The organism is Variovorax sp. DXTD-1 (assembly GCF_003984625.1).
Classification (GTDB): Bacteria; Pseudomonadota; Gammaproteobacteria; order Burkholderiales; family Burkholderiaceae_C; genus Variovorax.
This window is the reverse complement of the sequence record NZ_RWKH01000014.1, coordinates 112,501-137,780: the sequence shown is the minus strand read 5'-3', so window position 1 is coordinate 137,780 and position 25,280 is coordinate 112,501. Positions and strand designations below refer to the sequence as shown.

Annotated in this window: 20 protein-coding genes (1 of these 20 running past the window's edge); 14 read left to right on the top strand and 6 right to left on the bottom strand. The window is 65.4% G+C overall.

Features of this window, described 5'->3' with window-relative positions:
- Positions 1-90: 90 nt before the first annotated feature.
- The gene (locus tag EJI00_RS15030) at positions 91-1,299 is read right to left on the bottom strand and encodes a DUF3108 domain-containing protein (RefSeq protein WP_126748306.1); all 1,209 of its coding nucleotides are present in this window, start codon (positions 1,297-1,299) and stop codon (positions 91-93) included.
- Between the two features lie 133 nt (positions 1,300-1,432).
- Here EJI00_RS15030 and EJI00_RS15025 point away from each other — a divergent pair, with 133 nt between their 5' ends.
- From EJI00_RS15025 to EJI00_RS15000, 7 genes are all read left to right on the top strand, one after another.
- Positions 1,433-2,500 (top strand): fumarylacetoacetate hydrolase family protein, encoded by a 1,068-nt coding sequence (locus EJI00_RS15025; RefSeq protein WP_126748305.1) that lies wholly within the window; start codon positions 1,433-1,435, stop codon positions 2,498-2,500.
- A gap of 6 nt (positions 2,501-2,506) precedes the next feature.
- Entirely contained in the window at positions 2,507-4,069 is a 1,563-nt protein-coding gene (locus EJI00_RS15020; RefSeq protein ID WP_126748304.1) for a class I SAM-dependent DNA methyltransferase, read from the top strand.
- Positions 4,066-5,778, top strand: a complete 1,713-nt coding sequence (locus EJI00_RS15015) for a type II toxin-antitoxin system antitoxin SocA domain-containing protein (protein ID WP_126748303.1) — start codon at positions 4,066-4,068, stop codon at positions 5,776-5,778. Before EJI00_RS15020 ends, EJI00_RS15015 begins: the two co-directional genes overlap by 4 nt.
- Positions 5,779-5,833: 55 nt before the next feature.
- Positions 5,834-5,989 (top strand): hypothetical protein, encoded by a 156-nt coding sequence (locus tag EJI00_RS25100; protein ID WP_185868144.1) that lies wholly within the window; start codon positions 5,834-5,836, stop codon positions 5,987-5,989.
- A gap of 132 nt (positions 5,990-6,121) precedes the next feature.
- Positions 6,122-6,781, top strand: coding sequence for a DUF6088 family protein (locus EJI00_RS15010; RefSeq protein ID WP_126748302.1), 660 nt, complete (start codon positions 6,122-6,124; stop codon positions 6,779-6,781).
- On the top strand, positions 6,778-7,836 hold the full coding sequence (locus tag EJI00_RS15005; RefSeq protein ID WP_126748301.1) for a nucleotidyl transferase AbiEii/AbiGii toxin family protein: 1,059 nt from the start codon (positions 6,778-6,780) through the stop codon (positions 7,834-7,836). Before EJI00_RS15010 ends, EJI00_RS15005 begins: the two co-directional genes overlap by 4 nt.
- Positions 7,833-11,288 carry a DEAD/DEAH box helicase family protein gene (locus EJI00_RS15000; RefSeq protein ID WP_126748300.1) on the top strand — a complete coding sequence of 1,152 codons (3,456 nt, stop codon included), beginning with the start codon at positions 7,833-7,835 and terminating at the stop codon, positions 11,286-11,288. Before EJI00_RS15005 ends, EJI00_RS15000 begins: the two co-directional genes overlap by 4 nt.
- Positions 11,289-11,375: 87 nt before the next feature.
- Here the strand turns inward: EJI00_RS15000 and EJI00_RS14995 are convergent, their stop codons facing one another.
- Positions 11,376-12,164, bottom strand: coding sequence for a helix-turn-helix transcriptional regulator (locus EJI00_RS14995; protein ID WP_126748299.1), 789 nt, complete (start codon positions 12,162-12,164; stop codon positions 11,376-11,378).
- Positions 12,165-12,246: 82 nt separating this feature from the next.
- Between EJI00_RS14995 and EJI00_RS14990 the strand changes: the two genes are divergently transcribed.
- The 3 genes from EJI00_RS14990 to EJI00_RS14980 are packed head-to-tail and all read left to right on the top strand — an operon-like array spanning position 12,247 to position 15,241.
- Positions 12,247-14,034 carry an FAD-dependent monooxygenase gene (locus EJI00_RS14990; protein WP_126748298.1) on the top strand — a complete coding sequence of 596 codons (1,788 nt, stop codon included), beginning with the start codon at positions 12,247-12,249 and terminating at the stop codon, positions 14,032-14,034.
- Positions 14,031-14,261 carry a hypothetical protein gene (locus EJI00_RS14985; RefSeq protein ID WP_126748297.1) on the top strand — a complete coding sequence of 77 codons (231 nt, stop codon included), beginning with the start codon at positions 14,031-14,033 and terminating at the stop codon, positions 14,259-14,261. The genes EJI00_RS14990 and EJI00_RS14985 overlap by 4 nt, the downstream gene beginning before the upstream one ends.
- A 5-nt stretch (positions 14,262-14,266) precedes the next feature.
- Positions 14,267-15,241: a Bug family tripartite tricarboxylate transporter substrate binding protein gene (locus EJI00_RS14980; RefSeq protein WP_126748296.1), complete on the top strand. Its 975-nt coding sequence runs from the start codon at positions 14,267-14,269 to the stop codon at positions 15,239-15,241.
- A gap of 28 nt (positions 15,242-15,269) precedes the next feature.
- Here EJI00_RS14980 and EJI00_RS14975 read toward each other — a convergent pair whose 3' ends face one another.
- Both EJI00_RS14975 and EJI00_RS14970 read right to left on the bottom strand, forming a co-directional pair.
- Positions 15,270-16,481 (bottom strand): toxin-antitoxin system YwqK family antitoxin, encoded by a 1,212-nt coding sequence (locus tag EJI00_RS14975; protein WP_126748295.1) that lies wholly within the window; start codon positions 16,479-16,481, stop codon positions 15,270-15,272.
- Positions 16,478-16,891, bottom strand: a complete 414-nt coding sequence (locus EJI00_RS14970; protein ID WP_126748294.1) for a VOC family protein — start codon at positions 16,889-16,891, stop codon at positions 16,478-16,480. The genes EJI00_RS14975 and EJI00_RS14970 overlap by 4 nt, the downstream gene beginning before the upstream one ends.
- A gap of 64 nt (positions 16,892-16,955) precedes the next feature.
- Here EJI00_RS14970 and EJI00_RS14965 point away from each other — a divergent pair, with 64 nt between their 5' ends.
- From EJI00_RS14965 to EJI00_RS25540, 4 genes are all read left to right on the top strand, one after another.
- Positions 16,956-18,212, top strand: a complete 1,257-nt coding sequence (locus EJI00_RS14965) for a TraB/GumN family protein (protein WP_126748293.1) — start codon at positions 16,956-16,958, stop codon at positions 18,210-18,212.
- A gap of 11 nt (positions 18,213-18,223) precedes the next feature.
- Complete coding sequence (locus EJI00_RS14960; protein WP_126748292.1) at positions 18,224-18,595, top strand: DUF2946 family protein; 372 nt, start codon at positions 18,224-18,226, stop codon at positions 18,593-18,595.
- Positions 18,596-18,710: 115 nt separating this feature from the next.
- A complete protein-coding gene (locus tag EJI00_RS14955; protein ID WP_126748291.1) occupies positions 18,711-20,993 on the top strand; it encodes a TonB-dependent receptor in 2,283 nt (760 codons plus the stop codon).
- 35 nt (positions 20,994-21,028) lie between these two features.
- Positions 21,029-21,937: a copper chaperone PCu(A)C gene (locus EJI00_RS25540; RefSeq protein ID WP_126748290.1), complete on the top strand. Its 909-nt coding sequence runs from the start codon at positions 21,029-21,031 to the stop codon at positions 21,935-21,937.
- A 25-nt stretch (positions 21,938-21,962) separates the two neighbouring features.
- Here the strand turns inward: EJI00_RS25540 and EJI00_RS14945 are convergent, their stop codons facing one another.
- Together EJI00_RS14945 and EJI00_RS14940 are read right to left on the bottom strand one after the other, a co-directional pair.
- Positions 21,963-23,696 carry a phospholipase D family protein gene (locus EJI00_RS14945; RefSeq protein WP_126748289.1) on the bottom strand — a complete coding sequence of 578 codons (1,734 nt, stop codon included), beginning with the start codon at positions 23,694-23,696 and terminating at the stop codon, positions 21,963-21,965.
- A gap of 92 nt (positions 23,697-23,788) precedes the next feature.
- Positions 23,789-25,280 carry the 3' portion of an ATP-binding cassette domain-containing protein gene (locus tag EJI00_RS14940; RefSeq protein ID WP_126748288.1) on the bottom strand. It continues 401 nt past the right edge of the window, so 1,492 of the gene's 1,893 nt are visible here — the last part of the coding sequence; the start codon falls outside the window, past its right edge; the stop codon is at positions 23,789-23,791.

Sequence of the window (25,280 nt, the reverse complement as noted above, 5' to 3'; positions counted from 1 at the left end):
AGATAGCAATCAACGCGCCAGTTTCAAGCTCGGTTGTCTTTTTGTAGAGAAAACGCATTAATTCCTATGCTTGTTTCCTCCACTTTCGCGCTAGTTCGAGGGCCCCGCCGGAAGGGATTCGCGCAACTGCATGTCGGCGAAGTCGCCGTTGGCCTGTGTCTGTTTCATCCGCACCGGCAGGTAGCCAAGGGCCGGCGCCAGCCAGATTTCGATCTTGTCGTCGAACTCGCGCCGGGGGCTGCGCGTGAGCTTGCGCACAGAAAAGTCGCCGGCCGGAACGGTCATCTGCTCTTCGCCTTCGATGTTGAAGACCCAGACGCCGGCATCGCGCGGGCCGACCGTCTGGATGGAAATGCGGCTGCCGGCCGGGTAGCGCCCTGGGTCGCCCGCCAGCATGCCGCCGAGCTGCATCACCACGCTGAGCCGGTCTTGCGCGCCGGGCAGCAGGGGCACGCTGGGCGCGTTGTTGCTGAACATCACCTGGCCCTGGTCGCGTACGAAGTGCGAAGCGACCTCGCCCTTGCGGGCCTCCGAAAAGCGGTCCGGCTCGATGCCGGTGGGGCCGATCTTGCCGGTGCTGTGCTGGCTGCGGATCGTCCTGAACAGGAATTTGAGAGAAAGCCGCGCGTCGTAGCTGCTGCCGTCCTGCAGCCAGGCCAGGTCGCCGAAAACGCCCTGCATCGGCGAGGCGCCCTGTTGACCGGTGACCGCGAAGGCGAGCTTGACCGAGCCGGGAATGCGCAGCGCCTCCGGGCCGACGACATTGCCGGCCGTTGCGCTCGCGGCGCCCGCGGCTCCTCCGTCCCCGATGCCGGCGTTGCTTGTGCTGCCCGCGCCGCCCAGCGCAGCGCCCGCCGGAGCGCTTGACGGCTGCTCAGGAGTGGTTGCTCCTGAATCGATAGCGGTTTGCGCCGTGAGAGCCCGCGTTTCTGGCGGAGGCTCTTCGAAAACCTGGGGCGTCGGGACTGGCATGGGCTCGGGCGCCGCTGCCGCTGGTTGGGGCCTGGAAGGCTCGCGCGGCCGCCGAGGTTTGGCGGGCGGCGGCGGCTTGGCCTCAGCCGGGGCGGCGGCTGCGGCGGCAGCGGCCGGCTTTTCCGGTGCGGGCGGCGCGATCACGATCGTCCGGGTGGTGAACTTGTTCGCAAGCGGCGAAGGATCCGGACCGATGGCCGTGGGCGCCAGCCCCAGCAGCAGAACGTGAGCCAGCGCCACCGCCAGCGTCAGCCCGGCCAGCGCCCGCCACGACGGGCGTGCCGGGGGCGCAACTGACGGAAACGGGGAGGCGGCAAGCGTCGGCATGAGGTGTGGAGTGAGCGCCGGCGCCGAGGTTCACCAGGAGCACCTCGGTACACTGCCGCCCGTTCACCCAGTTTAGTGGGCGCGGCGCCGGCTCTCGTGTTCGCCCCGTGTCCTTCATCACGCATTTGCCACCATGAAACTCGCCACCCTGAAGGACGGCTCGCGCGACGGCCAGCTCGTCGTCGTCTCGCGCGACCTCACGCTCGCCCACTACGCCACCGGCATTGCCAGCCGGCTGCAGCAGGTGCTGGACGACTGGGGCTTCATGAGCCCGCAGCTGCAGGACCTGTACGACGCGGTCAACAACGGCCGCGCGCGCCATTCCTTTCCGTTCGATCCCTCGATGTGCATGGCACCGCTGCCGCGCGCCTACCAGTGGGCCGACGGTTCGGCGTACCTGAACCACGTCGAGCTGGTGCGCAAGGCGCGCAACGCCGAAGTGCCTGAAAGCTTCTATCAAGACCCGCTGATGTACCAGGGCGGCAGCGACGACTTCCTGGGCCCGACCGACGACATCGTGGTGCCGAACGAAGCCATGGGCATCGACTTCGAGGCCGAGATTGCGGTGATTACCGGCGACGTGAAGATGGGCGCCACGTCCGACCAGGCGCTCGACGGTATCCGCCTGGTGATGCTGGCCAACGACGTGAGCCTGCGCAACCTGATTCCGGCCGAGCTGGCCAAAGGCTTCGGCTTCTTCCAGAGCAAGCCCGCCACCGCCTTCAGCCCCGTGGCCGTGACGCTCGACGAGATCGGCGAGGCCTGGCAGAACGGCCGCGTGCACCTGACGCTGCAAAGCAGCTGGAACGGCCGCAAGGTCGGCATGTGCGACGCCGGGCCGGAGATGACTTTTCACTTCGGCCAGCTCATCGCCCACATTGCCAAGACCCGCAACGTGCGCGCCGGCAGCATCGTCGGCAGCGGCACCGTGAGCAACAAGGGCGTGGAAAAGAATGGCCGCATGGACTGGCCCAAGGGCTACTCGTGCATTGCCGAGAAGCGCTGCATCGAAACCATCCAGGGCGGCGAGCCCGTGACCGAGTTCATGAAGTTCGGCGACACGATCCGCATCGAGATGAAGGGGCTCGACGGCCGCTCGCTGTTCGGCGCGATCGACCAGGAGGTGGTGTCGGTGGCGGGGCGGCCGAAGGTGGCGCCGGTGTCGCTGGTGAATTCACAATCAGAAGTTTCGGAAGACTGACAAACCATGCTGACCGGTGAGCTGAGAAACAAGGTCGATCAGGTCTGGAATGCGTTCTGGTCCGGTGGCATCGCCAACCCGCTAGAGGTTATCGAGCAGATTACTTACCTGCTCTTCCTGCGCGCGCTCGACAGCGACCAGACGCGAGAAGAAAACAAGGCTGTGCGGTTCAAGACGCAGCCTGTGCGCATCTACCCCGCCGGCAACGACGCGCGCGGCCGGCCTTTTGACGACCTGCGTTGGTCGCGCTTCAAGGGCTTTTCTCCGGCCGAGATGTTCACCGTGCTCAGCGAGCACGTGTTCCCGTTTCTGCGTGGCCTGCACGCATCGGAGGGCGAGGCGGCCAGTTCGGCCTTTGCGCATCACATGCGCGATGCGCGCTTCACCATCCCGGCGCCCGCGCTGCTTGCCAAGGTGGTCGACCTGCTCGACACCATTCCGATGGACGATCGCGACACCAAGGGCGATTTGTACGAGTACATGCTCGGTAAGATTGCCTCGGCCGGGCAGAACGGGCAGTTCAGAACGCCGCGCCACATCATCCAACTGATGGTCGCGCTGACCGCGCCCATGCCGAAAGACACCATTTGCGATCCGGCCTCGGGCACCTGTGGCTACCTCGTGGCTGCCAGCGAATACATCCGCGAGCAGCATCCCCAAGCGTTGCGCGACGCCAAGCTGAACGCGCACTTCCACCGCGGCATGTTCCACGGCTACGACTTCGACAACACCATGTTGCGCATCGGCAGCATGAACATGCTGCTGCACGGCGTCGAACACCCGGCCATTCAATACCGCGACTCACTCGCCCAAGGCCATGCCGACGATGCAGGTGCCTACAGCCTGATTCTCGCCAACCCGCCCTTCGCCGGCAGCCTGGACTACGAGAACACCGCCAAGGATCTGCAGCAGATCGTCAAGACGAAGAAGACCGAATTGCTGTTTCTCGCGCTCTTTCTGCGCCTGCTCAAGACCGGTGGCCGGGCCGCCGTCATCGTGCCCGATGGTGTGCTCTTCGGCAGCAGCAAGGCCCACAAGGAACTGCGCCGCAAGCTGGTCGAAGAGCAGAAGCTCGATGCCGTCATCAGCCTGCCCGGTGGCGTGTTCAAGCCCTACGCCGGCGTGAGCACTGCCATCCTGCTGTTCACCAAAACCATGAGCGGCGGCACCGACCACGTGTGGTTCTACGACATGAAGGCCGACGGTTGGAGCCTGGATGACAAGCGGCAGCCGTTGCTGGCTGATGCCGACCTCGGCCTGAATCCCGCGTATGACGGGCGCAATCTGCTGTCGGACGAAGTTCATGCCAAGAACAACCTGCCCGATGTGCTGGCACGCTGGGGCGAGCGCGATGGCAGCGAGACCAAGCGGCCGCGAACTGCGCAGAGTTTTTGCGTGCCGAAGGCGGATATCGAGGCGAATGGGTACGACCTGAGTTTGAACCGCTATCGAGAAGTGGTGCATGCAGGCGTCGCGCATCGCAAGCCGACTCAAATCCTTGCCGAGTTGAAGCGGCTGGAAGCGGAGATTGCGGCCGGAACGAAGGCACTTGAGGACTTGTTGACGTGAGCAAGTGGCCTTTGGTCGCGATGTCTGAAGTCGCCGACATTGAGCGCAACGGTATTCAGGCCTCAGAAATTCAAGACGGTACGTTGTACGTTGGTTTGGAGAATATCGTCTCAGGTGGCGATTTTCTTGATGTGCGCAAGGTCGCAAGCGGTGAGCTCGCGAGCAGCAAGTTTCGATTTACACCTTCGCATCTTCTGTACGGGAAGCTGCGACCGTATCTAGCCAAGATCGCGCGGCCGACGTTCTCCGGTGTTTGCAGTACGGACATTCTTCCCGTGCTGCCGGGCGCCAAACTTAGTCGAGACTACCTGTCGCACTACCTTCGGCGGCAGGAAATTGTCGATCTGGCAAACGCCCGCGCATCAGGCGCCAATTTGCCGCGGCTGAGCCCCAGAGCCTTGGCGTCTTTCGAGATTCCGCTGCCGCCGCTAACGGAACAGCGCCGCATCGCCACCATCCTCGACCAAGCCGAAACCCTCCGAGCCCAACGCCGTGCGGCCATCGCCCAACTCGACAGCCTTGGGCGTGCGGTGTTTCTTGAGATCTTTGACACAGCGCTTGAAGACACTGAGCGGATATCGCTCGATGACCTCGTCACCGAATTTCGATATGGCACATCAGAGAAGTCCAGTTCGACTGGATATCCCGCTTTGCGCATTCCCAACGTAACAAGCGGCTCTCTGAATCTGAATGAGCTGAAAACTGTGCCGGTTTCGATGGCGGAGTTCGAGCGACTGCGCTTGATCAATGGCGATCTGCTGTTCGTTCGCACCAATGGCAATCGAGACTATGTAGGCCGCTGCGCGGTGTTTGATCAAGCGGCCGTGGCACACACTCGCTTTGATGCTGCGGAGTTCATTTACGCCTCTTACTTAATACGGGCTAGATTGAAGGCGGGGGGTGTGCTTCCGATCGTCCTGCAGTGGTATCTGTCTGATGGCGAAGGTCGTCGGGCATTACGCTCTCGCTGTAAGACTTCGGCCGGACAGTACAACATCAACACGGAGGGGCTGGGTAGCCTGCCAATTCCTAGCTTTCAACCAGATGCTCAACAGCAATTTGCGATCCGAATTAGGGCCATCGAGAGACTTAAAGTTATCCATCTCGCCGCGCTGGCCCGCCTCGACGAACTCTTCGCCTCCCTCCAGCATCGTGCCTTTCGTGGTGAATTGACTCCGCCCACACGTGCCTCAAGCCCCAAAGATATCTGCGTTCTGGAAGCCGCCGTGGGGCTCGAAGCCCTGATCTTCGTCGCCAAGCGGATGCCTGCAGGCCGCCACCATCACTACAAATCGCTCAAGGCGCTTTACTTCGCTGACAAGCGCCACCTGGAAAAGCACGGTCGGATGATCTATGGCGAGACGCACAGCGCCTTGCCGTACGGACCGGTACCGCAGGCCGCCTACGATGCAACGCGCGTTCTGAACGGCGAGAGGCTGATCAGCGATTTCGATGACGAGGCGCTGCGTGCGGGCCTGCGTCGCGCAAAGGATGACCAGCAGGACAAGCTGGTTGCGTTGCGCGATGCCGATTTCAGCAAGCTGGGCCATGCCGAGCGCGAGAGTCTGGAGTGGGCCATCCGCTACTGCGCCGACATGAGCTTTGAGCAGGTCAAGGCGGCCTCGCACGACACCGCATACGAACGCACGCCGGCCAACGCGCCGATCCCCGTCGAATACATGACCGACATGCTTCCGCCTGAAGCTTGAAGGTGTCATGGGATCTTTGATTGCCTGAAGGTGGGTCTCTGCTTTTTGGTATTCAGTGACTCATGAAAACCGGAGTCTGCGGGTCGCGTCGCAGAACGGAAAGGTCGCCCGTTCGGTGTTGGTGCTCGAACGCCAGCTTCCGCCGAACCTGATTCAACTCAAGCTGATGCTGCGGGTGAATGTGCTGGATGGCGTCACCCCGCAGACGTAGCCGACACCATTGCCGCGTCGGTGGCGCTACCGTCAGCCTGAATTTGACCGCTAATGGCGCGCATCCTCGATGATCTGGGGCTTTCTATTTGACCGAAAAACGTGGTATTTTTCGGTCAAATAAAACCTGCTCATGCCACGTGCCCCATCAGCCCACAGCATCGACGCCCAGCTTGCACGCCGGGTGCAGCGAGCCGCGCGCGGCACCGTGTTCACGCCGGCCAGTTTTGCCAGTCTCGGTAGCCGCGCGGCAATCGACAAGGCGTTGCAGCGGCTGGTAACTGCCGGAAATTTGCGCCGTCTGTCTCGCGGTCTGTACGACAAGCCCCGACAGGATGAAATGTTAGGTACCCTCTGGCCGACCGTCGATGCGGTCGTGCGTGCCCTGGCGGGAAAGGACCGCATCCGCACGCAACCGACTGGGGCCTATGCGGCCAATTTGTTGGGCTTGTCGGAGCAGGTGCCCGCCAAGGTGGTTCTGTTGACCGACGGCACCGCACGCTCGGTGCAGGCGGGCCCGATTCAGATCACTCTCAAACGCACCACGCCGCGTGACATGGCCGCCGCGGGGCGTCTCAGCGGATTGGTGATTCAGGCCTTCAAGAGCTTGGGTGTCAAGAACATCAACTCCGAGCGGCTTCAGCGCCTGCGACAGACGATTCCGGCAATCGAGCGCGCAAAGCTCCTTCAAGACATTGCGCTGGCCCCGGCCTGGATGCAGCCCCTTCTGCGCGAACTGGCTCGCGACGATCGCGACAACGCCTCAGCCGAAAAGGCGGCTTCATCACCATGAGTGCAACTCCACCGCTGGCCAGTCGATTCCTGTCCTTGCCGGCGGAGCGACGAACCCTTGCGTTCGAGCAGACCGCTGCGGGTCGTGCGGGCCAGCAGGTCATGTTGGAAAAGGACTTTTGGGTCACCTGGCTGCTGGGGGTGCTCTTCGCATTGCCCGAGGTGGCTCCGCATCTGGTCTTCAAAGGTGGTACGTCGCTCTCGAAGGTCTACAGCGTGATCGATCGCTTTTCAGAGGACATCGATCTTTGCCTGATGCCGGATTTCGTTGGCGCCGATGCCGCGGCCTTCGACGCGCTGGGCAGTCGCACGCGCCGTGACGCTGCTGTGCTGGAAATGCAGCAACTGTGCGGTACCAAGGCGCAAGAGATCGTGCAGCCGGCGCTGGAGGCCCGCATTCGTGAGGCGCTGGGTGCGCCGCAAGATGTCGATGCATGGCTGCGCTATGAAGTGGATGCGGCGGCGCGCTCACCCATCATTTACTTTCGCTACCCGACGCAGGAGCGCACCGGCTTTGCTTATATCCAGCGCGAGGTCAAACTCGAACTCGGCACGCTGACCGACCAGCAGCCGACCGGGCGCTACCCGATCCGCCCGTTGGTCGCCGACGCTTTTCCAGCGCTCTTCGACGACTGGCAATGCGAGGTCACCACGCTCGTGCTGGAGCGCACCTTCTGGGAGAAGGCGACCATCTTGCACTCGGAGTTCTACCGTCCGCCGGACCAGTCCATGCCGGATCGCTACGCGCGCCACTACTCGGACATGGCGCGCCTGCTGGAGCGCGAAGATGCGGCGCGCAACCTGGCCGATGCGGCGCTGTGCGCACATGTGGTCGACTGGAAGGGCCGTGTATTTCCTCGCGCCTGGGCCCGCTACGACCTGGCGCGGGCCGGAAGCTTTCGCCTGGTGCCCGCCGAATCGCGGCGTGCTGCGCTGGCGCAGGACTACGCGGCGATGCAGCAGATGTTCATCAGCACGCCCCCGGCGTTCGAACAGGTGCTCGAGCGTCTCGCCGAGGCCGAAGCACAGCTCAACGCGGGGAGGGAGGCTTCATGACGACAGATTCCAACTTCGGCTTTCTGCAAACAGAGTGGCCTGAGCTTCATGCCGAGGCACAGCGTGCCGAACGTGCTGCGCTTGCAGATCCGCGCACTGCATGCTTCTACGCCCGCCGAACGCTGGAACTGGCCACCGCCTGGCTCTTCAAGGCCGAGAGCGGCCACGGCGGCAGTTTGCGCATGCCCTACAAGGCCGACCTCGCCGCCTTTCTGTACGAGCCGAGCTTTCAGCAACTGGTCGGGCCGGCGCTGCACGCAAAGATGGACGTGATCCGCAAGCTGGGCAACAACGCGGTGCACAGTGCTCGGCCGGTGACAACGCCCGAGGCAACGTCGGCATTGCGTGAGCTGTTCCATGTCGCTTTCTGGTTGGCGCGAAACTATGCGCGCAAGGTGGCAGAGCGGCCGGAAGCTTCGTTGCAGTTCCGCGCCGATCTATTGCCCAGGCCGGCGACCGCCGATGCGGCGCTGTCTCAAAGGCAGCAATCTGCTATTCAGGCGGAACTGCAACAGAAGGCCGACGCCTTGGCCGAGCGCGACGCCCAGTTGCGGGACGCCGAAACCCGTCGCGCCACGCTCGACGCAGAACTGGCTGCACTGCGTGCGGAAGTCGCTGCCGCGAAGGCAGCCAATACCACCCAGCCCGACACTCACGACTACGACGAGGCCGCGACGCGCGACCTGTTCATCGATCTGTTGCTCAAGGAGGCCGGATGGACGCTCGCAGACGCACGCGACCGCGAGTACGAAGTGACCGGCATGCCCAACCAACAGGGCAACGGCTTCATCGACTACGTCCTGTGGGGCGACGATGGCAAGCCGCTCGCCCTCGTCGAAGCCAAGCGGACGCGTCGCAGCGCGAAGGAGGGCGAACAGCAGGCCAAGTTGTATGCCGATTGCCTCGAAACGCAGTTCGGCCAGCGGCCGGTGATGTACGGCACCAATGGCTATGAGCACTGGATGTGGGACGACGCGACCTCCCCGCCCCGCGCTGTGCAGGGCTTTCACAAGAAAGACGAGTTGCAGCTGATGGTCCAGCGCCGCACGAGCCGAAAGCCGTTGGCGCAAGCAACGATCAACGAGGCCATCGTCGAGCGCTACTACCAGCACCGGGCCATTCGCCGCATCGGTGAAACCTTCGAGCGCGAGCAGCATCGCAAGGCGCTCGTGGTGATGGCAACGGGTGCGGGCAAGACGCGCACTGTCATTGCGCTCGTCGATCTGCTGATGCGCAGCAACTGGTGCAAGCGCGTGCTTTTTCTGGCCGACCGCGTGGCGCTGGTGAATCAGGCCGTGGGTGCGTTCAAGACCCACTTGCCCGATGCTTCACCGGTGAATCTTGTGACCGAAAAGAACACCGAGGGTCGCGTCTATCTGTCGACCTACCCGACCATGATGGGTTTGATCAACGGTGGTGGGGTTGGTGCGCGGCGATTCGGCGTGGGGTACTTCGACCTGATCGTGGTCGACGAGGCGCATCGCTCCATCTATCAGAAGTACCGCTCCATCTTCTCCTATTTCGATTCGCTCCTGGTCGGGCTCACGGCCACACCCAAGGATGAAATCGACCGCAACACCTATGGTTTGTTCGACCTGGAAAGCGGCGTGCCGACCGACGCCTACGGGCTCGACGACGCGATCGCCGAGCGGTATCTGGTGCCGCCCAAGGCGGTATCGGTGCCGCTCAAGTTTCAGCGGCAGGGCATTCGCTACGACGATCTGAGCGAGGAAGAAAAGGACCAGTGGGATGCGCTGGAGTGGGACGAGGGGGGCGCGGCCCCGCCCGAAGAGGTCAGCGCCGAAGCAGTCAACAAATGGCTCTTCAACATCGACACGGTCGACAAGGTGCTGGAGTTGCTGATGACGCGCGGCCACAAGGTGGCCGCAGGAGATCGCATCGGCAAGACCATCGTCTTTGCCAAGAACCAGGCGCACGCAGAGTTCATCGCGCGGCGTTTCGACATCAACTATCCGCAGTATCGCGGCACCTACGCGCGCATCATCACTTTCAAGACCGAATACGTGCAGTCGCTCATCGACGATTTTTCGGTGAAGGACAGGGCGCCGCACATCGCGATTTCGGTCGACATGCTGGACACCGGCATCGACGTGCCCGAGGTCGTCAACCTCGTCTTCTTCAAGATCGTGCGTTCCAAAGCCAAGTTCTGGCAGATGGTCGGGCGAGGCACGCGTTTGTGCAAAGACCTGTTTGCACCCGGGCAAGACAAGACGAACTTTCTGATCTTCGATTTTTGCCAGAACCTCGAGTACTTCGGTCAGAACCTGGAAGGCACCGACGGCGCGATGGGCGAGCCGCTGGGGCAGCGGCTTTTCAAGGCGCGGACCGAATTGCTTCAGGTGTTGGACGAGCGGCTGGCAGCGGGCGGCCCGCGCGCAGCCGAAGCCTCGGGCGCCGAGATCGCGGGTCTCACGGAAGCGCGCATTCGTCACGACACGGCGGCCGTCTTGCACGAGTTCGTCGCAGGCATGACGCTCGACAACTTCGTGGTGCGGCCGCAGCGTCGGCGAGTTGAAGTCTGGTCCGCGGCCGAGGCGTGGAAGCAACCAAGCGCCGAAGATTTGAGCGATGTGGCAGCACACCTCTCAGGCCTGCCCAGTGTGGTGCGCGACGATGACGAAGACGCCAAGCGCTTTGACATGTTGATGCTGAAACTGCAACTCGCGCAGTTGCGTGTGGAGCCGGAATTCGATCGTCTGAAGAAGCAAGTGCGGCAGATCGCGGAGGGCCTGCTTGAATTGAACAGCATTCCTGCAGTTCGTGAGCAGCTTGTTCTCGTCGAGGCGATAGCAGGTGAAGACTGGTGGCAGGACGTGACGCTGCCGATGCTGGAGCAGGCGCGGCGCAAGCTGCGCATTCTGGTAAAGCTGCTTGAGAAGACCCGACGCAAGGTCGTGTACACCGATTTTGCCGATGAGTTGGGGGAGCTAACAGAGGTGGAGCTCCCCACGGGAACAGGTGCGGTGGATTTCGAGCGTTTCCGCAGCAAGGCCAAAGCCTTCTTGCGAGCCCACGAAGATCGTTTGGCCTTGCACAAACTGCGGCGAAATCAGCCGTTGACTGAGACCGATCTGGGCGAGCTCGAAAAGATGCTGCACGAAGCAGGTGGAAGTCACGGGGATATTGCCCGAGCGCTCGATCTGCATAAAAGCTTGCCGGGCTTCGTGCGCTCTCTTGTTGGGCTGGATCGCGAGGCCGCAACGCATGCCTTTGCCCACCTGATCGCAGGCTCGACGATGACAGCCAGCCAGTTGCAGTTCATTGAGGAGATCGTGCAGCATCTGACTGAACATGGGGCCATGCCCCAAGAGCGGCTGTACGCCTCACCCTTCACGGATATTCACTCACGCGGACCTGAAGGCGTTTTCGCACCCAATGTTGTCGAGCAGCTCTTTGCGGCGCTCGATGGTTTGGAACTGAAAACAGGTTAGACGCGCCGTTGAATTGGCACTCGCCGGCGGCGAGTTACTGGCACACCCTTCGCTGTCCTGTGAACGCCTGGACGCTCGAAATAGGCGCTACGGGCTTTTCTCCGGTGCGCGCAGCAGCAGCTCCTTCTGGCTGCGTATTCCCAGCCGCCGGAACGCCCGGTACTGATGGGTGCGCGCCGTCGTCAGCTCGATGCCAATCTCGCGTGCCGCCTGCTTGGCGGTGCTGCCCGCCATCAGGTGGCCGATGACCTCGCGCTCGCGCAGGCTCAAGGTCAGCAGGCGCGAGGCCAGGGAGGGCGCCACCGTGCCGCCCGCCGCCACCGTGCTGCGGCCATGGGCCATCGTGGCTTCGGCCAGGAGGGGGGCGTGGCTCTCGATCGCCACGAAGTCGCGCTCGTCGAACTCGGCCTGCGCGAGGCTCCGGTAGAAGCTCACCGCCACGCGCTGGCCGGTGGGTGTGAGCAGCAGCACGGACGCCCGCTCTCGGATGCCCACGTCGCCGTAGCAGGCCGCGCGGTAGGCGGGGTCGGCCACCTCGTCGGCGCGCTGGTGGCCCAGCCACAGCTGCGCGCGCTTGGGCAGCTTCCGCTTCGCGAGCCATGTCATGTTGGTGTCGAGCAGGTCGAAGCGCTGCGCCACATAGCGCTCCGCCGTGCGTTCAGCCGTGGTGCCATAGCTGCTGGCCGCCGACACGGCTTCGATGCGGCCGGTGGCATCGACCGCGAACACGGTGCAGAAGGTCACGGGCATTACGCGGTGCATGGCCGCAAGGCAACTGGCTGCCAGATGCGGCGTGCCGATGCCCGCCAGAACGTCGCGGACGATGGCCGCGGACAGCGCAGTGTCGGCAGCGGGTTGAATGCGCCAGCGTCTCATGGGAGCAGACCAGACTCAGGGTAAATACGTCGTACAAAGTTATGACAACGAACGTGGCCCCGCATCGGGACAATCCCGCTGCATGACCAACCCCACCATTGCGGCCGATGCACCGGTACCCGGCGCCATTGCCGCCGATGCCGCAAGCGGCCCCGTGCCGCCGATGCCGAGTGCGACCGCACTGCCGCCTTCGGTCGGTGCCTTTCACTACACGCGCTACAAACCGTGGTCGCCACCGCTGGAGCAGGGCGGCATGGAGCCGGGCCGCCATCCGGTGGTGATTGCGGGCGGCGGGCCGGTCGGCATGGCGCTGGCGCTGGGGCTCGCGAACCACGGCGCGCGCTGCGTCATCCTCGAGGCCGACGACACGGTGTGCGTGGGCAGCCGCGCGGCCTGCATCTCGCGCCGCAGCCTGGAGATCATGGAGCGGCTCGGCGTGCTGCCGGCGTTCCTGGCCAAGGGCCTGCCGTGGACCGGCGGGCGCAGCTTCTACAAGACGGCCGAGGTATTCCGCTTCGAGATGCCGCACGACGAGCGGCAGAAGCTGCCGCCGATGATCAACCTCGAGCAGTACTACGCCGAGCACTACCTGCTGGAAGAAATCTTCCGCCGCAACGAGGCGACGCCGGGGCTCATCGACATCCGCTGGGGCACCGAACTCGCCGGCATTGCGCAAGATGAGGATGGCGTGACGCTGGAGGTGCGCAACGCGGAGGGCGCCTACCGGATGCAAGGCCAATGGCTCGCGGCCTGCGACGGCGGCCAGAGCTTCGTGCGCAAGGCGCTGGGGCTTTCGCTCGAGGGCACGGGCTACGAAGGCCGCTACGTCATCATCGACATCGAGCTGCACAGCGAGCACCCGACCGAGCGCCGCGCGTGGTTCGATCCGCCGTGGAACCCGGGATCGACCGTGCTGATGCACCGCCAACCCGAAGACATCTGGCGCATCGACTACCAGCTGCGCGCCGGCCAGAGCACCGAAGAGGCGCTGAAGCCCGCGGCCGTGGCCGAGTTCGTGCAGCGCCATCTGGACGCCATCGGCGAAGGCCACCTGCCGTGGAAGACGGTGTGGACCTCGGTCTACCGCGCTGGCGCGATGACGCTCGAGAGCTACCGGCATGGCCGCGTTCTTTTCGCCGGCAATGCAGCGCATGCCATGCCGATCTTCGGCGTGCGCGGCCTCAATTCGGGCTTCGACGATGCCGACAACCTGGCCTGGAAGCTGGCGTTCGTGGCGCGCGGTCTCTCGGACGCGGCGTTGCTCGACTCGTATTCGCAAGAGCGAATCGAAGCCTTTCACGTCAATGCCGAGAACGCGATGCGCAGCACCGAATTCATGTCGCCGCCTTCGCGCGGCTTCGACCTGATGCGCGAAGCGGCGCTGTCGCTGTCGGAGGCGCATCGCGGCATTGCGCAGCTGATCAATCCGCGGCAGACGCAAGCCGTGCGCTATGCGGCTTCGGCGCTTTCCAGCGAAGGCGATGTGCTGCCGGCAGGCCCGTTGCCCGGAGAGGTGATGGCCGAGCAGCAGCTTGAGCGGGGGCACCTGACCGACTGGATCGCGCCGGTCTTCACATTGCTCGTGCTGCGGCCGCGGGCCGGTACCGCCTTGCTGCCCGAAGACGACGTGGCTCACGCGCTGCGCGGCGATCTGCCGTTCGCGGTGCGCACCATCGGGGGACTGGGCATCGACGGCGCCGATGCGCATGCCGACGCGGCGGTGTTCGAGGCGCTGGGCGCACGCGACGGCGCCTTTTATCTGCTGCGGCCCGACGGCCACGTGGCCGCGCGCTGGCAGCACCTGCCGAGCGGCGCGTTGGCCGAGGCGCTGCACCGCGCCGCCGCCGCTTTCAAGGAGATTGCCGCATGACGACATCGCTCGGCCCCGACGCGCGGGACCGCATCTACGCGGAATGCGCGCGCGCCATCACCGAAGCCGGCACCGAGCGGGAATCGCTGTTTCTCGCACGGCTCGCGCTGCTGCTGTTCGAGCAGGTCGGCGACGAGGCGCGCTGCCGCCGCGCATTGGCCGACGCACTTCATGCGCTGCCCGTACCATCGCTGTCCGCAACCCAATCACAACAAACCGGAGACTGATCCACATGGACCGCCGCACTCTTCTGACCACGCTCGCTTCGGGCGCGGCCATGGTCGCAACCCCGTTCGCCCGCGCGCAGGACTATCCCTCGCAACTCATCAAGTGGGTGGTGCCCTATCCCGCGGGCGGCGGCACCGACGTGATTGCGCGCACGCTCGCCGAGGCCATGCGCCAGGCCCTGGGCCAGCAGATCGTTGTCGACAACCGCCCCGGCGCTTCGACCAACATCGGCGCAGACCTGGTCGCCAAGAGCAAGCCCGACGGCTACACCGTGATGTCGGCCGACAACGCCGTGCTGGCCTTCAACGAGCACCTGTTCGGCAAGCTGCCGTTCAATCCCGAAAAAGACTTCACCTACGTTGGAGCAATCGGCAAGTTTCCGCTGGCGCTGGTGGTGCATCCGGACTTTCCGGCCAAGAACTTCAAGGAGTTCCTGGCGTATGCGAAGGCCAATCCGGGCAAGGTCAACTATGCCTCGCCGGGCAATGGGTCGCCGCATCACCTGGCCATGGAGATGTTCAAGGTTCGCACCGGCACCTTCATCACGCACATTCCCTACCGTGGCGCCGCGCCGGCCATGGCCGACGTGATGGGCGGGCAGGTGCCGTGCATGTTCCTGGATCTGGCCTCGGGCCTGCCGATCATGCAGGGCAACAAGGTGCGCGTGCTGGCCATCGGCTCCGGCGCGCGCAACAAGCTGCTGCCCAACGTGCCCACGCTGGCCGAAGTGGGCGTGCCCAATACCGAGGTGTTCGCGTTCCAGGGCGTGCTGGGCCCGGCCGGTCTTCCGCCCGCCGTGGTGGCCAAGCTCAACGGCGAGTTGAACCGCGCGTTCGGCACGCCGGCGGTGCAAAAGCGGTTCGACGATTTCGGCATGGAAGCCATGCCGGGCACGCCCGCGCAGTTCGAAGCGCTGGCGCGCGCCGAGTCGAAGCGCTGGGGGCCGATCATCAAGCAGGCCGGCATCAAGCTGGACTGAGTTCGCCGCGCGCTTCGCAGCCGGCGGGCTATTTCCTGGAGCCGTCTTCCAGCACGTGCTCGTCGCGTTGCAGCTCGCCGTTTTCGTCCCAGCTGCGCTCGCGCGTCACGCGGCCCCTGGCATCGAAGCTCGATTCGGCGAGCAGCGTTCCTTTTTCGCTGAAGCGCTGGTGCTTGCCGACCGGCACTTGCCGGCCGCGGCCTGCCACCCGGTAGCGTCCATGCGCGGCACGCTGGCCGCTCTCGTAGAACTCGGTGATCTCGACCGCGCGCGCATCGCCGGAGCCGCTGTAGGCGGACTTGCTGCGGGGCTGGCCATGCAGGTAGTAGCTGTCGTCTCGCACCGGCTCGCCCGCGGGGTTCCAGCGCTGGTCGCGGATCAGCGAACCCTTTTCCGAAAACTCCTGCTCGCGTTGCCGCACGGCGCTGCGTTCCACCAGCAGCCACGCCGTTTCGCGGCGCTTCACCCCTTCGGATGAAAAATGGCGCTCGGTGCGCTGGTTGCCGTTGATCTCGTCTTGCACCGAGGGCTTGCCGTTGTCGTAGAAGTCCTGCGACCGCACGCGCTTGCCGAGCATGTACGACAGCCGCGAACGCAAGAAGCCGCGCGCATCGAACAGCTGGACCTGCGACGGTCCGCCTGTGAAGCCGCACAGCCGGGCGTCGTCGGCCACGGGCGCGAGCATGGGCGTTTCGCCGCAGCGCAGCGCGGACAACTGGCCGCGCTCGGTGTACTCGACGAAGGCGCGGTCGGTTCCGGTGCTCGGGTAAAAAGTGACGCGGCGCAGCCGGCCACCGGGATAGAAGCTGCGAACCAGCCCGCGCTCCTGGCCATCGTCGTACGTGGCCTCGCGCAAGACTTGCCTCTCGGGCCCGTACTCGCGGGCCAGGCCATGGATGTTTCCGCCGGCATTGAGGATGTGCTCCCTGGCGAGCTTGCCTTTTTCATAGAAGCGCGCCAGGCCGGTGAAGGCGCCGTTCTGCACCTGCTGTTCGCGCTGGGGCTCGCCGGTCGCGCGGTCCTTGCAGCGCATGAGGCCTGTCGCGCCGAGGAGCGTGCTGCCGCCGGAGGGGTTCACCCGGCGTCCGTTGAGTTCGCAGTCGATCGCGGCATGCGCGCCGCCGGCGGTGAAGAGCGTGAAGAACCACAAGGCCGCCGTTGCGGCGCGCAGCGCAGGCGCGCCGGCTCCTTCAGGGAGAAGGGCGAGCCGGTTGGGAGCGGCCCCGCGCCGGCGAATCATTTGTCGTACAGCGCGGCGAGCGAACGGAATCCCTTGACCTCGATCGGGTTGCCGAAGGGATCGCAGAAAAACATGGTCCATTGCTCGCCCGGCTGCCCCTCGAAACGCACCTGGGGTTCCAGCACAAAGTCGGTGTTCGCGGCTTTCAGCCGCTCTGCGAGCGCCTGCCAGTCGGGCAATGCGAGCACGATGCCGAAATGCGGCATGGGCACCATGGCGTTGCCGACCTGGCCGGTGCGCGTGGTGGCGAAGGGTTCGCCAAGATGCAGGGAGATCTGGTGGCCGAAAAAGTCGAAATCGACCCAGGTGTCGGTGCTGCGGCCTTCGGCGCAGCCGAGGACATTTCCGTAGAAGCGGCGGGCCGCGTCGAGGTCGCGAACGTGAAAGGCAAGATGGAAGATGCTCTGCATGGTTCCGGATTATGGGCAGCGGTGCTGTGAGAATGCCGGACTTTCTTTCATCGTGGAGCAAGCCTTGCGGATACTCCGGAACTTCTTTGCGCCCGGGCGCAATTTCGACTTGAAGGCGCCCGCGCGCCAGTGGTTTCTTGCCCACCTGCCGCGCCTTGCGCTGGCGGGTGCCTGTTCCCTTCTCGCGGTGGCGGCGCATGCCGCCTGCCCGCCTTCGGCCATTGCGAGCCTCGGCAAGCCGGGCTCGGCGGTCGGCCAGTGGAATGCGGTCGACCGGGGCCTGCTGTGGCGCGCCGACCGGGACGGGCGTACCTCCTGGCTCTACGGAACCATTCATCTCGGCCGGGCCGAGTGGGTGCGGCCCGGCCCCACCGTGCAAAAGGCGCTGGAGCAAAGCGACGCGCTCGCGCTGGAACTCGACGCGCGCGATCCGGCGACCATGCGCGCCATGACGCAACCGGCGGATCCGGCCCTGGTGGCGCGGCTGCTGAGCGGCCAGCGTGCGCAGCGGCTGGCGCGCCAGAATGAAGCCGCCTGCGTGCCGCCCGGAACCATGTCGGGGCTGCAGCCCATCCTGCAGGTCACGGCACTGGCGGGCCTGGTGGCGCGCGCCGATGGCCTGTACCCGGAATTCGGCGTCGACGAAACGCTGGCCGTCTCGGCGCGCAACAACAGCAAGCCGGTGTTCGCGCTGGAAAGCGCGGCCTCGCAATTGAAGATGCTCACGGGAGATTCCGAAGCCGAAGAGGCGGAACAGATCGATGCCGCGCTGGATGAATTGGAGTCGGGCCAGTTGCGCGCTCAGATGAAGGAGCTGGCCGAGGTCTGGGCCCGTGGCGATGTGGACAAGCTGGGCCGCTATCCCGAGTGGTGCAACTGCGTCAACACGCCGGCCGAACGGCGGCTGATGAAGCGCCTGCTCGACGACCGCAACCCGGGGCTCGCGGACGGCATCGAGCGCATGCACGCGGGCGGGCGGCGCGTGTTTGCAGCCGTGGGTGCGCTGCACATGGTGGGTCCGCAAGGGTTGCCTGCGCTGCTGGCGGCCCGGGGGTTCACGGTTGCCGCGGTGCCGCTTTCTGCGCAGCCGCCGCTCGCGGTGCCGGCAGCACCGGCCGTGGCGCCGCCCACGGCGGAGGGCCGGAATGCAAGGGGCGCTCGCAATGCCCGCAATACCCGTGACGCCCGCGGTGCGCGCGGTGCGCGCGGCAGCCAGGCTGCCAAGAGCAGCAGCGCCAAAAGCAGCAGCGCCAAGGGTTCCAAGGGCAGCGCCAAGCCCGCGCAACGCGCGCCGGCCACGAAGGCCAAACAGCGCCGATAATCGCCAACACCATGCACCTGCTGCGAAACTACCCCCGCTTCCTCGGCCTCGTCGGCCGATGGGTGCTGCTGTGGTTTGTGCTTTCGCTCGGCGTGGCGGTGGCGTCGCCCATCGTGCATCCGCAGGCCGTGGAGCTGGTGTGCTCGAGCGTCGGCTCGGTCAAGGTGGTGGTCCACACCGAAGACGGCGTGCAGGAAATGGGCGCCTCGCACATGGACTGCCCGCTGTGCGTGCTCACCGGCGCGCCGCCTCCTTCGGCGGACCCCGCCGGTTTCGATCTTCCCTTGCCGCTGGGCCGCGTGGTCCAGTCCATTCCCGCCGCGCGCCTTGCCGCGGCCACCGCCGCGCCATTGCCGGCGCGCGGGCCGCCCGCCTTCTCCTGAAGCTTTCAAAACCGTAGCCGCATGCGCCGATCGACAGGTGCGTGCGGCCTGTCTGGCTTGAAGTTCGTGGAGCAGGTTTCCAGTGAAAAAGCATTCCCGGGCCTTGGCGATTGCCATGGCATTCCCCTTCGGCGCGCCCTTGTGGGCGCAAGACGCACCCGAGCCGCCCGAGAGTGGCGGCGTTCGCACCCTTGGCACCGTCACGGTCACTGACGGCCGCCCGACCTCGCTGCCGACGCAGATTCCCGCCACCATCGAGGGTGTGACAAGCGAGCAGATCTCCGAAACGGTCAACGCGACCGACAGCGAAGACGCGCTCAAATACTTGCCCAGCCTTGTGGTGCGCAAGCGTTACATCGGCGATTTCAACCATGCGGTGCTTGCCACGCGCGCCTCGGGCACGGGCAACAGCGCTCGCTCGATGGTGTTCGCCGACGGCATCATGCTGTCGAACCCGCTGGGCAACGGCGCCACCTACGCGCCGCGCTGGGGCATGGTGTCGCCCGAAGAAATCGAGCGGGTCGACGTGCTGTACGGGCCCTTCTCCGCCGCCTACCCGGGCAACTCGGTCGGGGCCGTGGTCGATTACGTGACGCGCATGCCCACCAAGCTCGAAGCGCGCGTCAAGCTCAGCGGCTTTGCCTCGAACTTCGACCTTTACAACAGCCATTCGTCACCGGCGGGCCAGCAGATCGACCTTTCGCTGGGGAGCCGCAGCGGCAATTGGTCCTGGTGGCTCAGCGCCTCGCGCACCCATAGCAAAGGACAGGCGCTGGTGTTCGGCAACCGGCTGGTGAGCGCCGGTACGGTGGGCCGTGCGGGCACACCGGTGAGCGGCGCGGTGCTGGGGCTGAACCCATCGAACCAGCCCTGGTGGCTGGTGGGCGGCTCGACCATCTACGACACCACGCAGGAGCTGGCCAAGCTGAAGGTGGCCTACGACTTTTCGCCCACGGTGCGGGCGACCTACACCCTTGGCGCGTGGAACAACACGACGCACGGCAGCGTCGACACCTACCTGCGCGATACGCTCGGGCGGCCGGTGTATTCAGGGCGCGTGAACATCGGCGGGCGCAGCTACAACCTCGATGCGCCGAGCGCAGCGCTCGCGCCGACAGAGACCGCGCTCACGCACTACATGCATGGCCTGTCGGTGAAGAGCCATACCGGCGGCGTGTTCGACTGGGAGGTGGCTGCGAGCCTGTTCGACTATGCGAGCGACACCTCCCGCACGCCGACCACCCCGTTGCCGGGCGCCTTCGACGGAGGCGCCGGGCGCACCACCGACATGGGCGGTTCCGGCTGGCACACGTTCAAGGCCGCGGGCACCTGGCGGCCGACCGGCTCCGCCGAGGGTGTGGGCGCTCATGTGGTCGAGTTCGGCTTTCAGCAGGACACCGCGCGGCTGCGCACCAGCGTCGGCAACACGCTCGACTGGATCGGCGGGCCGGTGGTCGCGCCGTTTTCCGCCTTCAACGGCAACACCCGGCTGCAGTCGCTCTACGTGCAGGACACCTGGCGCTTTGCCGAGAAATGGAAGACCACGCTCGGCCTGCGCCATGAGCGGTGGGAAGCCTACGGCGGCCAGCTCGGCAATGCGACGAGGCTGCTCGACTTTGCGCCGCGCAAGAACAGCTACGGCTCGCCCAAGGCGGCCGTTGCCTGGCAGGCCACGCCCGACTGGTTGTTGAAGGCTTCGACCGGCCGCGCGGTGCGCATGCCGACCGTGAGCGAGCTCTATCAGGGGTCCATCGAAGGCAACCGCATCGTCAATACCAACCCGAACCTGCGGCCGGAGCGCTCGTGGACCACCGAGCTCAGCGCCGAGCGCGACCTGAAGGGCTGGGGCGTCGACGGCGTGCTGCGCACCTCGCTGATCTTCGAGAACACGAAAGATGCGCTCTACAGCCAGGCGCTCACCAACCTGGTGAGCACGGTGCAGAACGTCGATGCGATTCGCACGCGCGGCCTGGAAGTGGCGCTGAATGCGGTGGATGTGGGCATCAAGGGGCTGGATCTGGGCGGCAGCCTGACGCTGACGCGGTCGAAGATTGCCGCCAACAGCGGTTTTGCCGCCAGCGTGGGCCGCGACCAGCCGCGCGTGCCGAAGGTGCGCGCCACGCTGCTCGCCACCTACCGGCCCGATGCGAAATGGAGCTACACGGTGGGCGCGCGCTACAGCGGCAGGCAGTACGGCACGCTCGACAACAGCGACACGAACGGCGCGGCGTACATGGGCTTTTCGAAGTTCTTCGTGGTCGATGCACGCGTCCGCTATCGCTTCGACCGGCAATGGAGCGCTGCCGTGGGCATCGACAACCTGAACAACAACAAGTACTGGGCCTTCCATCCCTATACGCAACGCACCTTCGTGGCCGAGCTCAAGTTCGACCTCTGATTTTCTTTTACCGATTTCTTCAAGGAGTTCCATCAATGAACCACCCGCGCATCATCCTCAAGACCGTTGCTGCATGTGCCGTGCTGGCCAGCGCGACCACCGGCTTTGCCCACGTCACCCTGCCACGGGGCGGAGCGACTGTCGGCAGCGACTACAACGCGGCGTTCCGCGTGGGCCACGCCTGCGAGGGTGCCAAGGCCACCACCGGCCTGGCCGTTCGACTGCCCAAGGGATTTGTTCTGAGCGACGCGCAGGCGCGCAAGGGCTGGAAGCTCGACGTGCAGAAGAACGCCGGCAACGGCGAGGTGCGCTGGACCGCAGAAAGCGCGCAAACCGCGCTGCCCGCCAGCGAGCGCGCCGAATTCGTGCTGCGCGGCCAGGTGCCCGGCACCCCCGGACCGCTGTGGTTCAAGGTGCTGCAGACCTGCGACGTGGGCAGCATCGACTGGGCCGAAGTGCCCGCAACAGGCAACTCGACCGCGGGGCTCAAGACGCCCGCCGCCAAGCTCGACGTGGTGGCGCAGGGCGTGGCCACGGTCGACGTGCGCGACGCCTGGGTGCGCCAATCGGTGCCGGGCCAGAGCGGCACGGGGGCTTTCATGAAGCTCACCGCGCCCACGGGCACCAAGCTGGTCGGCATTGCGACGCCAGCGGCCGGCGTGGCCGAGGTGCACGAGATGAAGATGGAAGGCGACACGATGAAGATGCGCGAGCTGCCGGGCGGCCTCGATCTTCCCGCGGGCCAGACCGTCGAGCTCAAGCCGGGCGGCTACCACGTGATGATGATGGACCTGAAGCAGCCGTTGACCAAGGGATCGACCGTTCCGGTGACGCTCCGCTTCGAAGATGCCAAGGGGCAGAAGACTTCGCTCGACCTGAAGCTGCCGGTGGGCGCGCCCGAAGGTGCCGATGCGGCGGCACCGGCTCACCAGCACAAGCACTGACCGCCCGGCGGCCAGCGGGAAGCGCTTACAGCAACTGGTCGGGCGCCAGCGGACCGAAGAGCCTGAGCAGCAGGCGCAGGGTCAGGCTGGCGTCGGGCTCGGTGGAGGTGTCCTTCAGGCCGCTGCCTTCGGGCGCCCGCCAGAGCAGTGAACCATCGTTCAGTTCGACGCGCCACGAGCCTTCGCGCATGCCGCGTTCGATCTGCTCGGAGGCGGCGCGGGAGAGCTCGGCGCTTCGCACCAGCAGCGCGATTTCGGTGTTCTGCAGCTGCGAGCGCAAGTCGAGATTCATCGATCCGACCACCAGGAGACGGCCGTCCATCACCAGCACCTTCGAGTGCAGCATGGAACGCGACTTGCCCAGGTTGCCGCTGCCGGAAGAACCGAATGCGTTGCTGACGCTGGCCTGCTCGCTGCGCAGTTCGTAGAGTTCGACGCCGAGCTTGAGCAGGTCTTCGCGATGGCGCGCGTAGCCGACATGCGCGACCGGCGCATCGTTCGAGGCGAGCGAATTGGTCAGCACCCGGATGCGAACTCCGCGTCCGCGGGCCGCCGCGAAGGCTTGCTTCATGTCCGGGCCGGGCACGAAATACGGCGAGATGATGAGCAAATCGCTGCGCGCCTGCCCAATCAGCTGCAGCAGCCCTTCGACGACCGTGTCGCTGCCCGCGGCAATGTCGGAAGTGGCCTGCAGCGATGCCGCGCGCCGCGAGGAGCCGGCCGCGTCGCCAGGCTGGCTCACCACCAGGCCGGGCGCCTTTGTCTGCTCGGGCCCCCTGTCGGCCGGAATCTTTCCGGGCTGGTCGGCAAGCATCACCGCGGGCGCCCAGACGAAACGGGCGGTTCGCAGGTCCAGCGGCTTCTCGTCCCAGGCGCGGGCGAGTTGCGCGGGCGTGGGCGCTGCGCCGGGTTTCGATTCGCCGTCGGTGGTTGCTGGCGGCGCGTTTTGCGCTCGGGCCGATTCGTCGGCCAGCTCGCGGTCAGCCTGCTCCGCGCGCTCGCGGATGGCTTTCAATTCTTCGCGCTTGACCAGCGATTGCACGGGGTAGGCGCGTTCGTTGTTCCAGTAGCTGTCGAAGCTGCGCGACAGGTCTTGCACGATGGGGCCTGCCGCCAGAATGTCGACGTCGATGAAGTTACCCTTCAGCGCGTTGCCGAAATAGGCGTCGCCCAGGTTGCGGCCACCGGTCACGCCGAGCACGTTGTCGGCAAGAAAAAGCTTGTTGTGCATCCGCTGCTGGATGCGGGAAGCATCGCCGACCGAATTGAGAAGGCGTGCGAATGACGAGCCGCGCGCGCCCGCGAGCGGGTTGAACAGCCGCATTTCGATGTTGGGCACGAAGGCCAGGCCCAGCACCAGCGCATCCCGGCCGGTGCTATGGAAATCGTCGAGCAGGATGCGCACGCGCACGCCGCGCTGGGCCGCCGACCGGATGCCGCGCAGCAGCCTGCCGGTGCTGGCGTCGGCATGGATGGCGTAGTACTGCAGGTCGAGCGTCTTCTGCGCGCCTTCGATCAGCGCGAGCCGGCTGCCGTAAGCGGCGGGAGGGCCTCCGAGCAGCAGGAAGCCCGACTCGAAGCGTGCCGCGTCGGCCTTTCGCCGCTGCTGGACCAGGGCTTCCAGGGCGGTGCCGTTCGGCGAGGGAAGTGCGCTGGACACTGGCCGGTCGACATGCTCCGGCAGTTGCGCGCAGGCGCCTTGCAGCACGATGGCCAGGAGCACGACGGACCGGCCGAAGAACGCGAAGATGGAAGACATGCGGCTTTCCGGGAATTTGGAGCCGCATATATAGCTCAGTCGGCGCCGTCCCGGCGTGGGACGGCGTGACGGTTCTATGTAGAACTAACGAACTAGCGACCGGCGGACAGTTCTTCCTGGCGTTCGAGGGCGGCCAGCAACTCGTCGTCGATCTGGGCGTGGCGCTGGCTCAGTTCGGCGGCGCGCGAGGCGTCCGTGGCATAAATTGCCCCGCCGTCGAGCTCGAGCATTTCGCTGATGCGTTTCTGCTCCGCTTCGAGGGCTTCGATCTGCGCGGGCAGGGCCTCGAGCTCGCGTTGCTCTTTGTAGCTGAGCTTTTTGCGTGGGGCTGTGGAGCGTGCGGTGGTCGGCTCGGCTGAAGCCGGTGCCGGGACCGGCGGCGGGCTGGCGGCTTGCCGCTGTTCGGCAATCTCGCGGGCGCGCTTCGACTGGATCAGCCAGTCTTGCACGCTGCCTTCGTATTCACGCCAATGGCCGTCGCCCTCGAAGGCGATCGTGCTGGTCACCACGTTGTCGAGGAAGGTACGGTCGTGGCTGACCAGGAACACGGTGCCGTCGTAGTCCTGCAGCAGGCCTTCCAGCAGCTCGAGGGTGTCGATGTCGAGGTCGTTGGTCGGTTCGTCGAGCACCAAGACATTGGCCGGGCGGGCGAACAGGCGGGCCAGCAGCAGCCGGTTGCGCTCGCCGCCGCTGAGCGAGCGCACGGGGGAGTTGGCGCGCGCAGGGGAGAAGAGAAAGTCCGAAAGGTAGCTCTTCACGTGCTTGCGCTGGTTGCCGATCTCGATCCACTCGCTGCCGGGGCTGATGAAGTCTTCCAGCGTGGCGTCGAGGTCGAGCTTGTCGCGCATCTGGTCGAAATACGCCACCTGCAGGTTGGTGCCGCGGCGGATCTTGCCGCTGTCGGGCTCGAGCTCGCCCAGGATGAGCTTGAGCAGCGTGGTCTTGCCCGCGCCGTTGGGGCCCAGCAGGCCGACCTTGTCGCCGCGCAGGATGGTGCCGGTGAAATTGCGGATCACCGTCTTTTCGCCGAAGGACTTGGTCGCCTCGGTGAGCTCCGCCACGATCTTGCCGCTCGATTGTCCGGACGCCACGTCCATGTTGACGCTGCCCTGGACTTCCCGGCGCGCGGTGCGGCTCGCGCGCAGCGCTTCGAGCCGGCTGATGCGGCTTTGGCTGCGGGTACGGCGGGCTTCCACGCCCTTGCGGATCCATATCTCTTCCTGGGCCAGCAGTTTGTCGGCCTTGGCGCTGATGACGGCTTCCTGGGCGAGCTGCTCTTCCTTCTGCAGGAGGTATTGCTCGAAGTTGCCCGGATAAGAATTCAGCTTGCCCCGGTCCAGCTCCACGATACGGGTGGCGACGCGATTCAGAAAACTGCGGTCATGAGTCACGGTGACCACGCTTCCCTTGAAGTCGATCAGCAACTGCTCGAGCCATTCGATGGAGTCCAGGTCCAGGTGATTGGTGGGCTCATCCAATAGAAGGACGTCCGGGGCGGCCACCAGGGCCTGCGCCAGAGCGACGCGTTTGCGGGTACCACCAGAGAGAGAGCCGACGCGGGCATCGCGGTCCAGGTGGAGGCGA

Bases quoted from the DNA above. Each gene is read 5' to 3' on its own strand.
- EJI00_RS15005 (WP_126748301.1), top strand. From the start codon at position 6,778: ATGAGTGCAACTCCACCGCTGGCCAGTCGATTCCTGTCCTTGCCGGCG.
- EJI00_RS15030 (WP_126748306.1), bottom strand. From the start codon at position 1,299: ATGCCGACGCTTGCCGCCTCCCCGTTTCCGTCAGTTGCGCCCCCGGCA.
- EJI00_RS14990 (WP_126748298.1), top strand. From the start codon at position 12,247: ATGACCAACCCCACCATTGCGGCCGATGCACCGGTACCCGGCGCCATT.
- EJI00_RS15000 (WP_126748300.1), top strand. From the start codon at position 7,833: ATGACGACAGATTCCAACTTCGGCTTTCTGCAAACAGAGTGGCCTGAG.
- EJI00_RS14960 (WP_126748292.1), top strand. From the start codon at position 18,224: ATGCACCTGCTGCGAAACTACCCCCGCTTCCTCGGCCTCGTCGGCCGA.
- EJI00_RS14975 (WP_126748295.1), bottom strand. From the start codon at position 16,481: ATGATTCGCCGGCGCGGGGCCGCTCCCAACCGGCTCGCCCTTCTCCCT.
- EJI00_RS14995 (WP_126748299.1), bottom strand. From the start codon at position 12,164: ATGAGACGCTGGCGCATTCAACCCGCTGCCGACACTGCGCTGTCCGCG.
- EJI00_RS15025 (WP_126748305.1), top strand. From the start codon at position 1,433: ATGAAACTCGCCACCCTGAAGGACGGCTCGCGCGACGGCCAGCTCGTC.
- EJI00_RS14985 (WP_126748297.1), top strand. From the start codon at position 14,031: ATGACGACATCGCTCGGCCCCGACGCGCGGGACCGCATCTACGCGGAA.
- EJI00_RS14955 (WP_126748291.1), top strand. From the start codon at position 18,711: ATGGCATTCCCCTTCGGCGCGCCCTTGTGGGCGCAAGACGCACCCGAG.
- EJI00_RS14980 (WP_126748296.1), top strand. From the start codon at position 14,267: ATGGACCGCCGCACTCTTCTGACCACGCTCGCTTCGGGCGCGGCCATG.
- EJI00_RS14945 (WP_126748289.1), bottom strand. From the start codon at position 23,696: ATGTCTTCCATCTTCGCGTTCTTCGGCCGGTCCGTCGTGCTCCTGGCC.
- EJI00_RS15010 (WP_126748302.1), top strand. From the start codon at position 6,122: ATGCCACGTGCCCCATCAGCCCACAGCATCGACGCCCAGCTTGCACGC.
- EJI00_RS15020 (WP_126748304.1), top strand. From the start codon at position 2,507: ATGCTGACCGGTGAGCTGAGAAACAAGGTCGATCAGGTCTGGAATGCG.
- EJI00_RS25540 (WP_126748290.1), top strand. From the start codon at position 21,029: ATGAACCACCCGCGCATCATCCTCAAGACCGTTGCTGCATGTGCCGTG.
- EJI00_RS14970 (WP_126748294.1), bottom strand. From the start codon at position 16,891: ATGCAGAGCATCTTCCATCTTGCCTTTCACGTTCGCGACCTCGACGCG.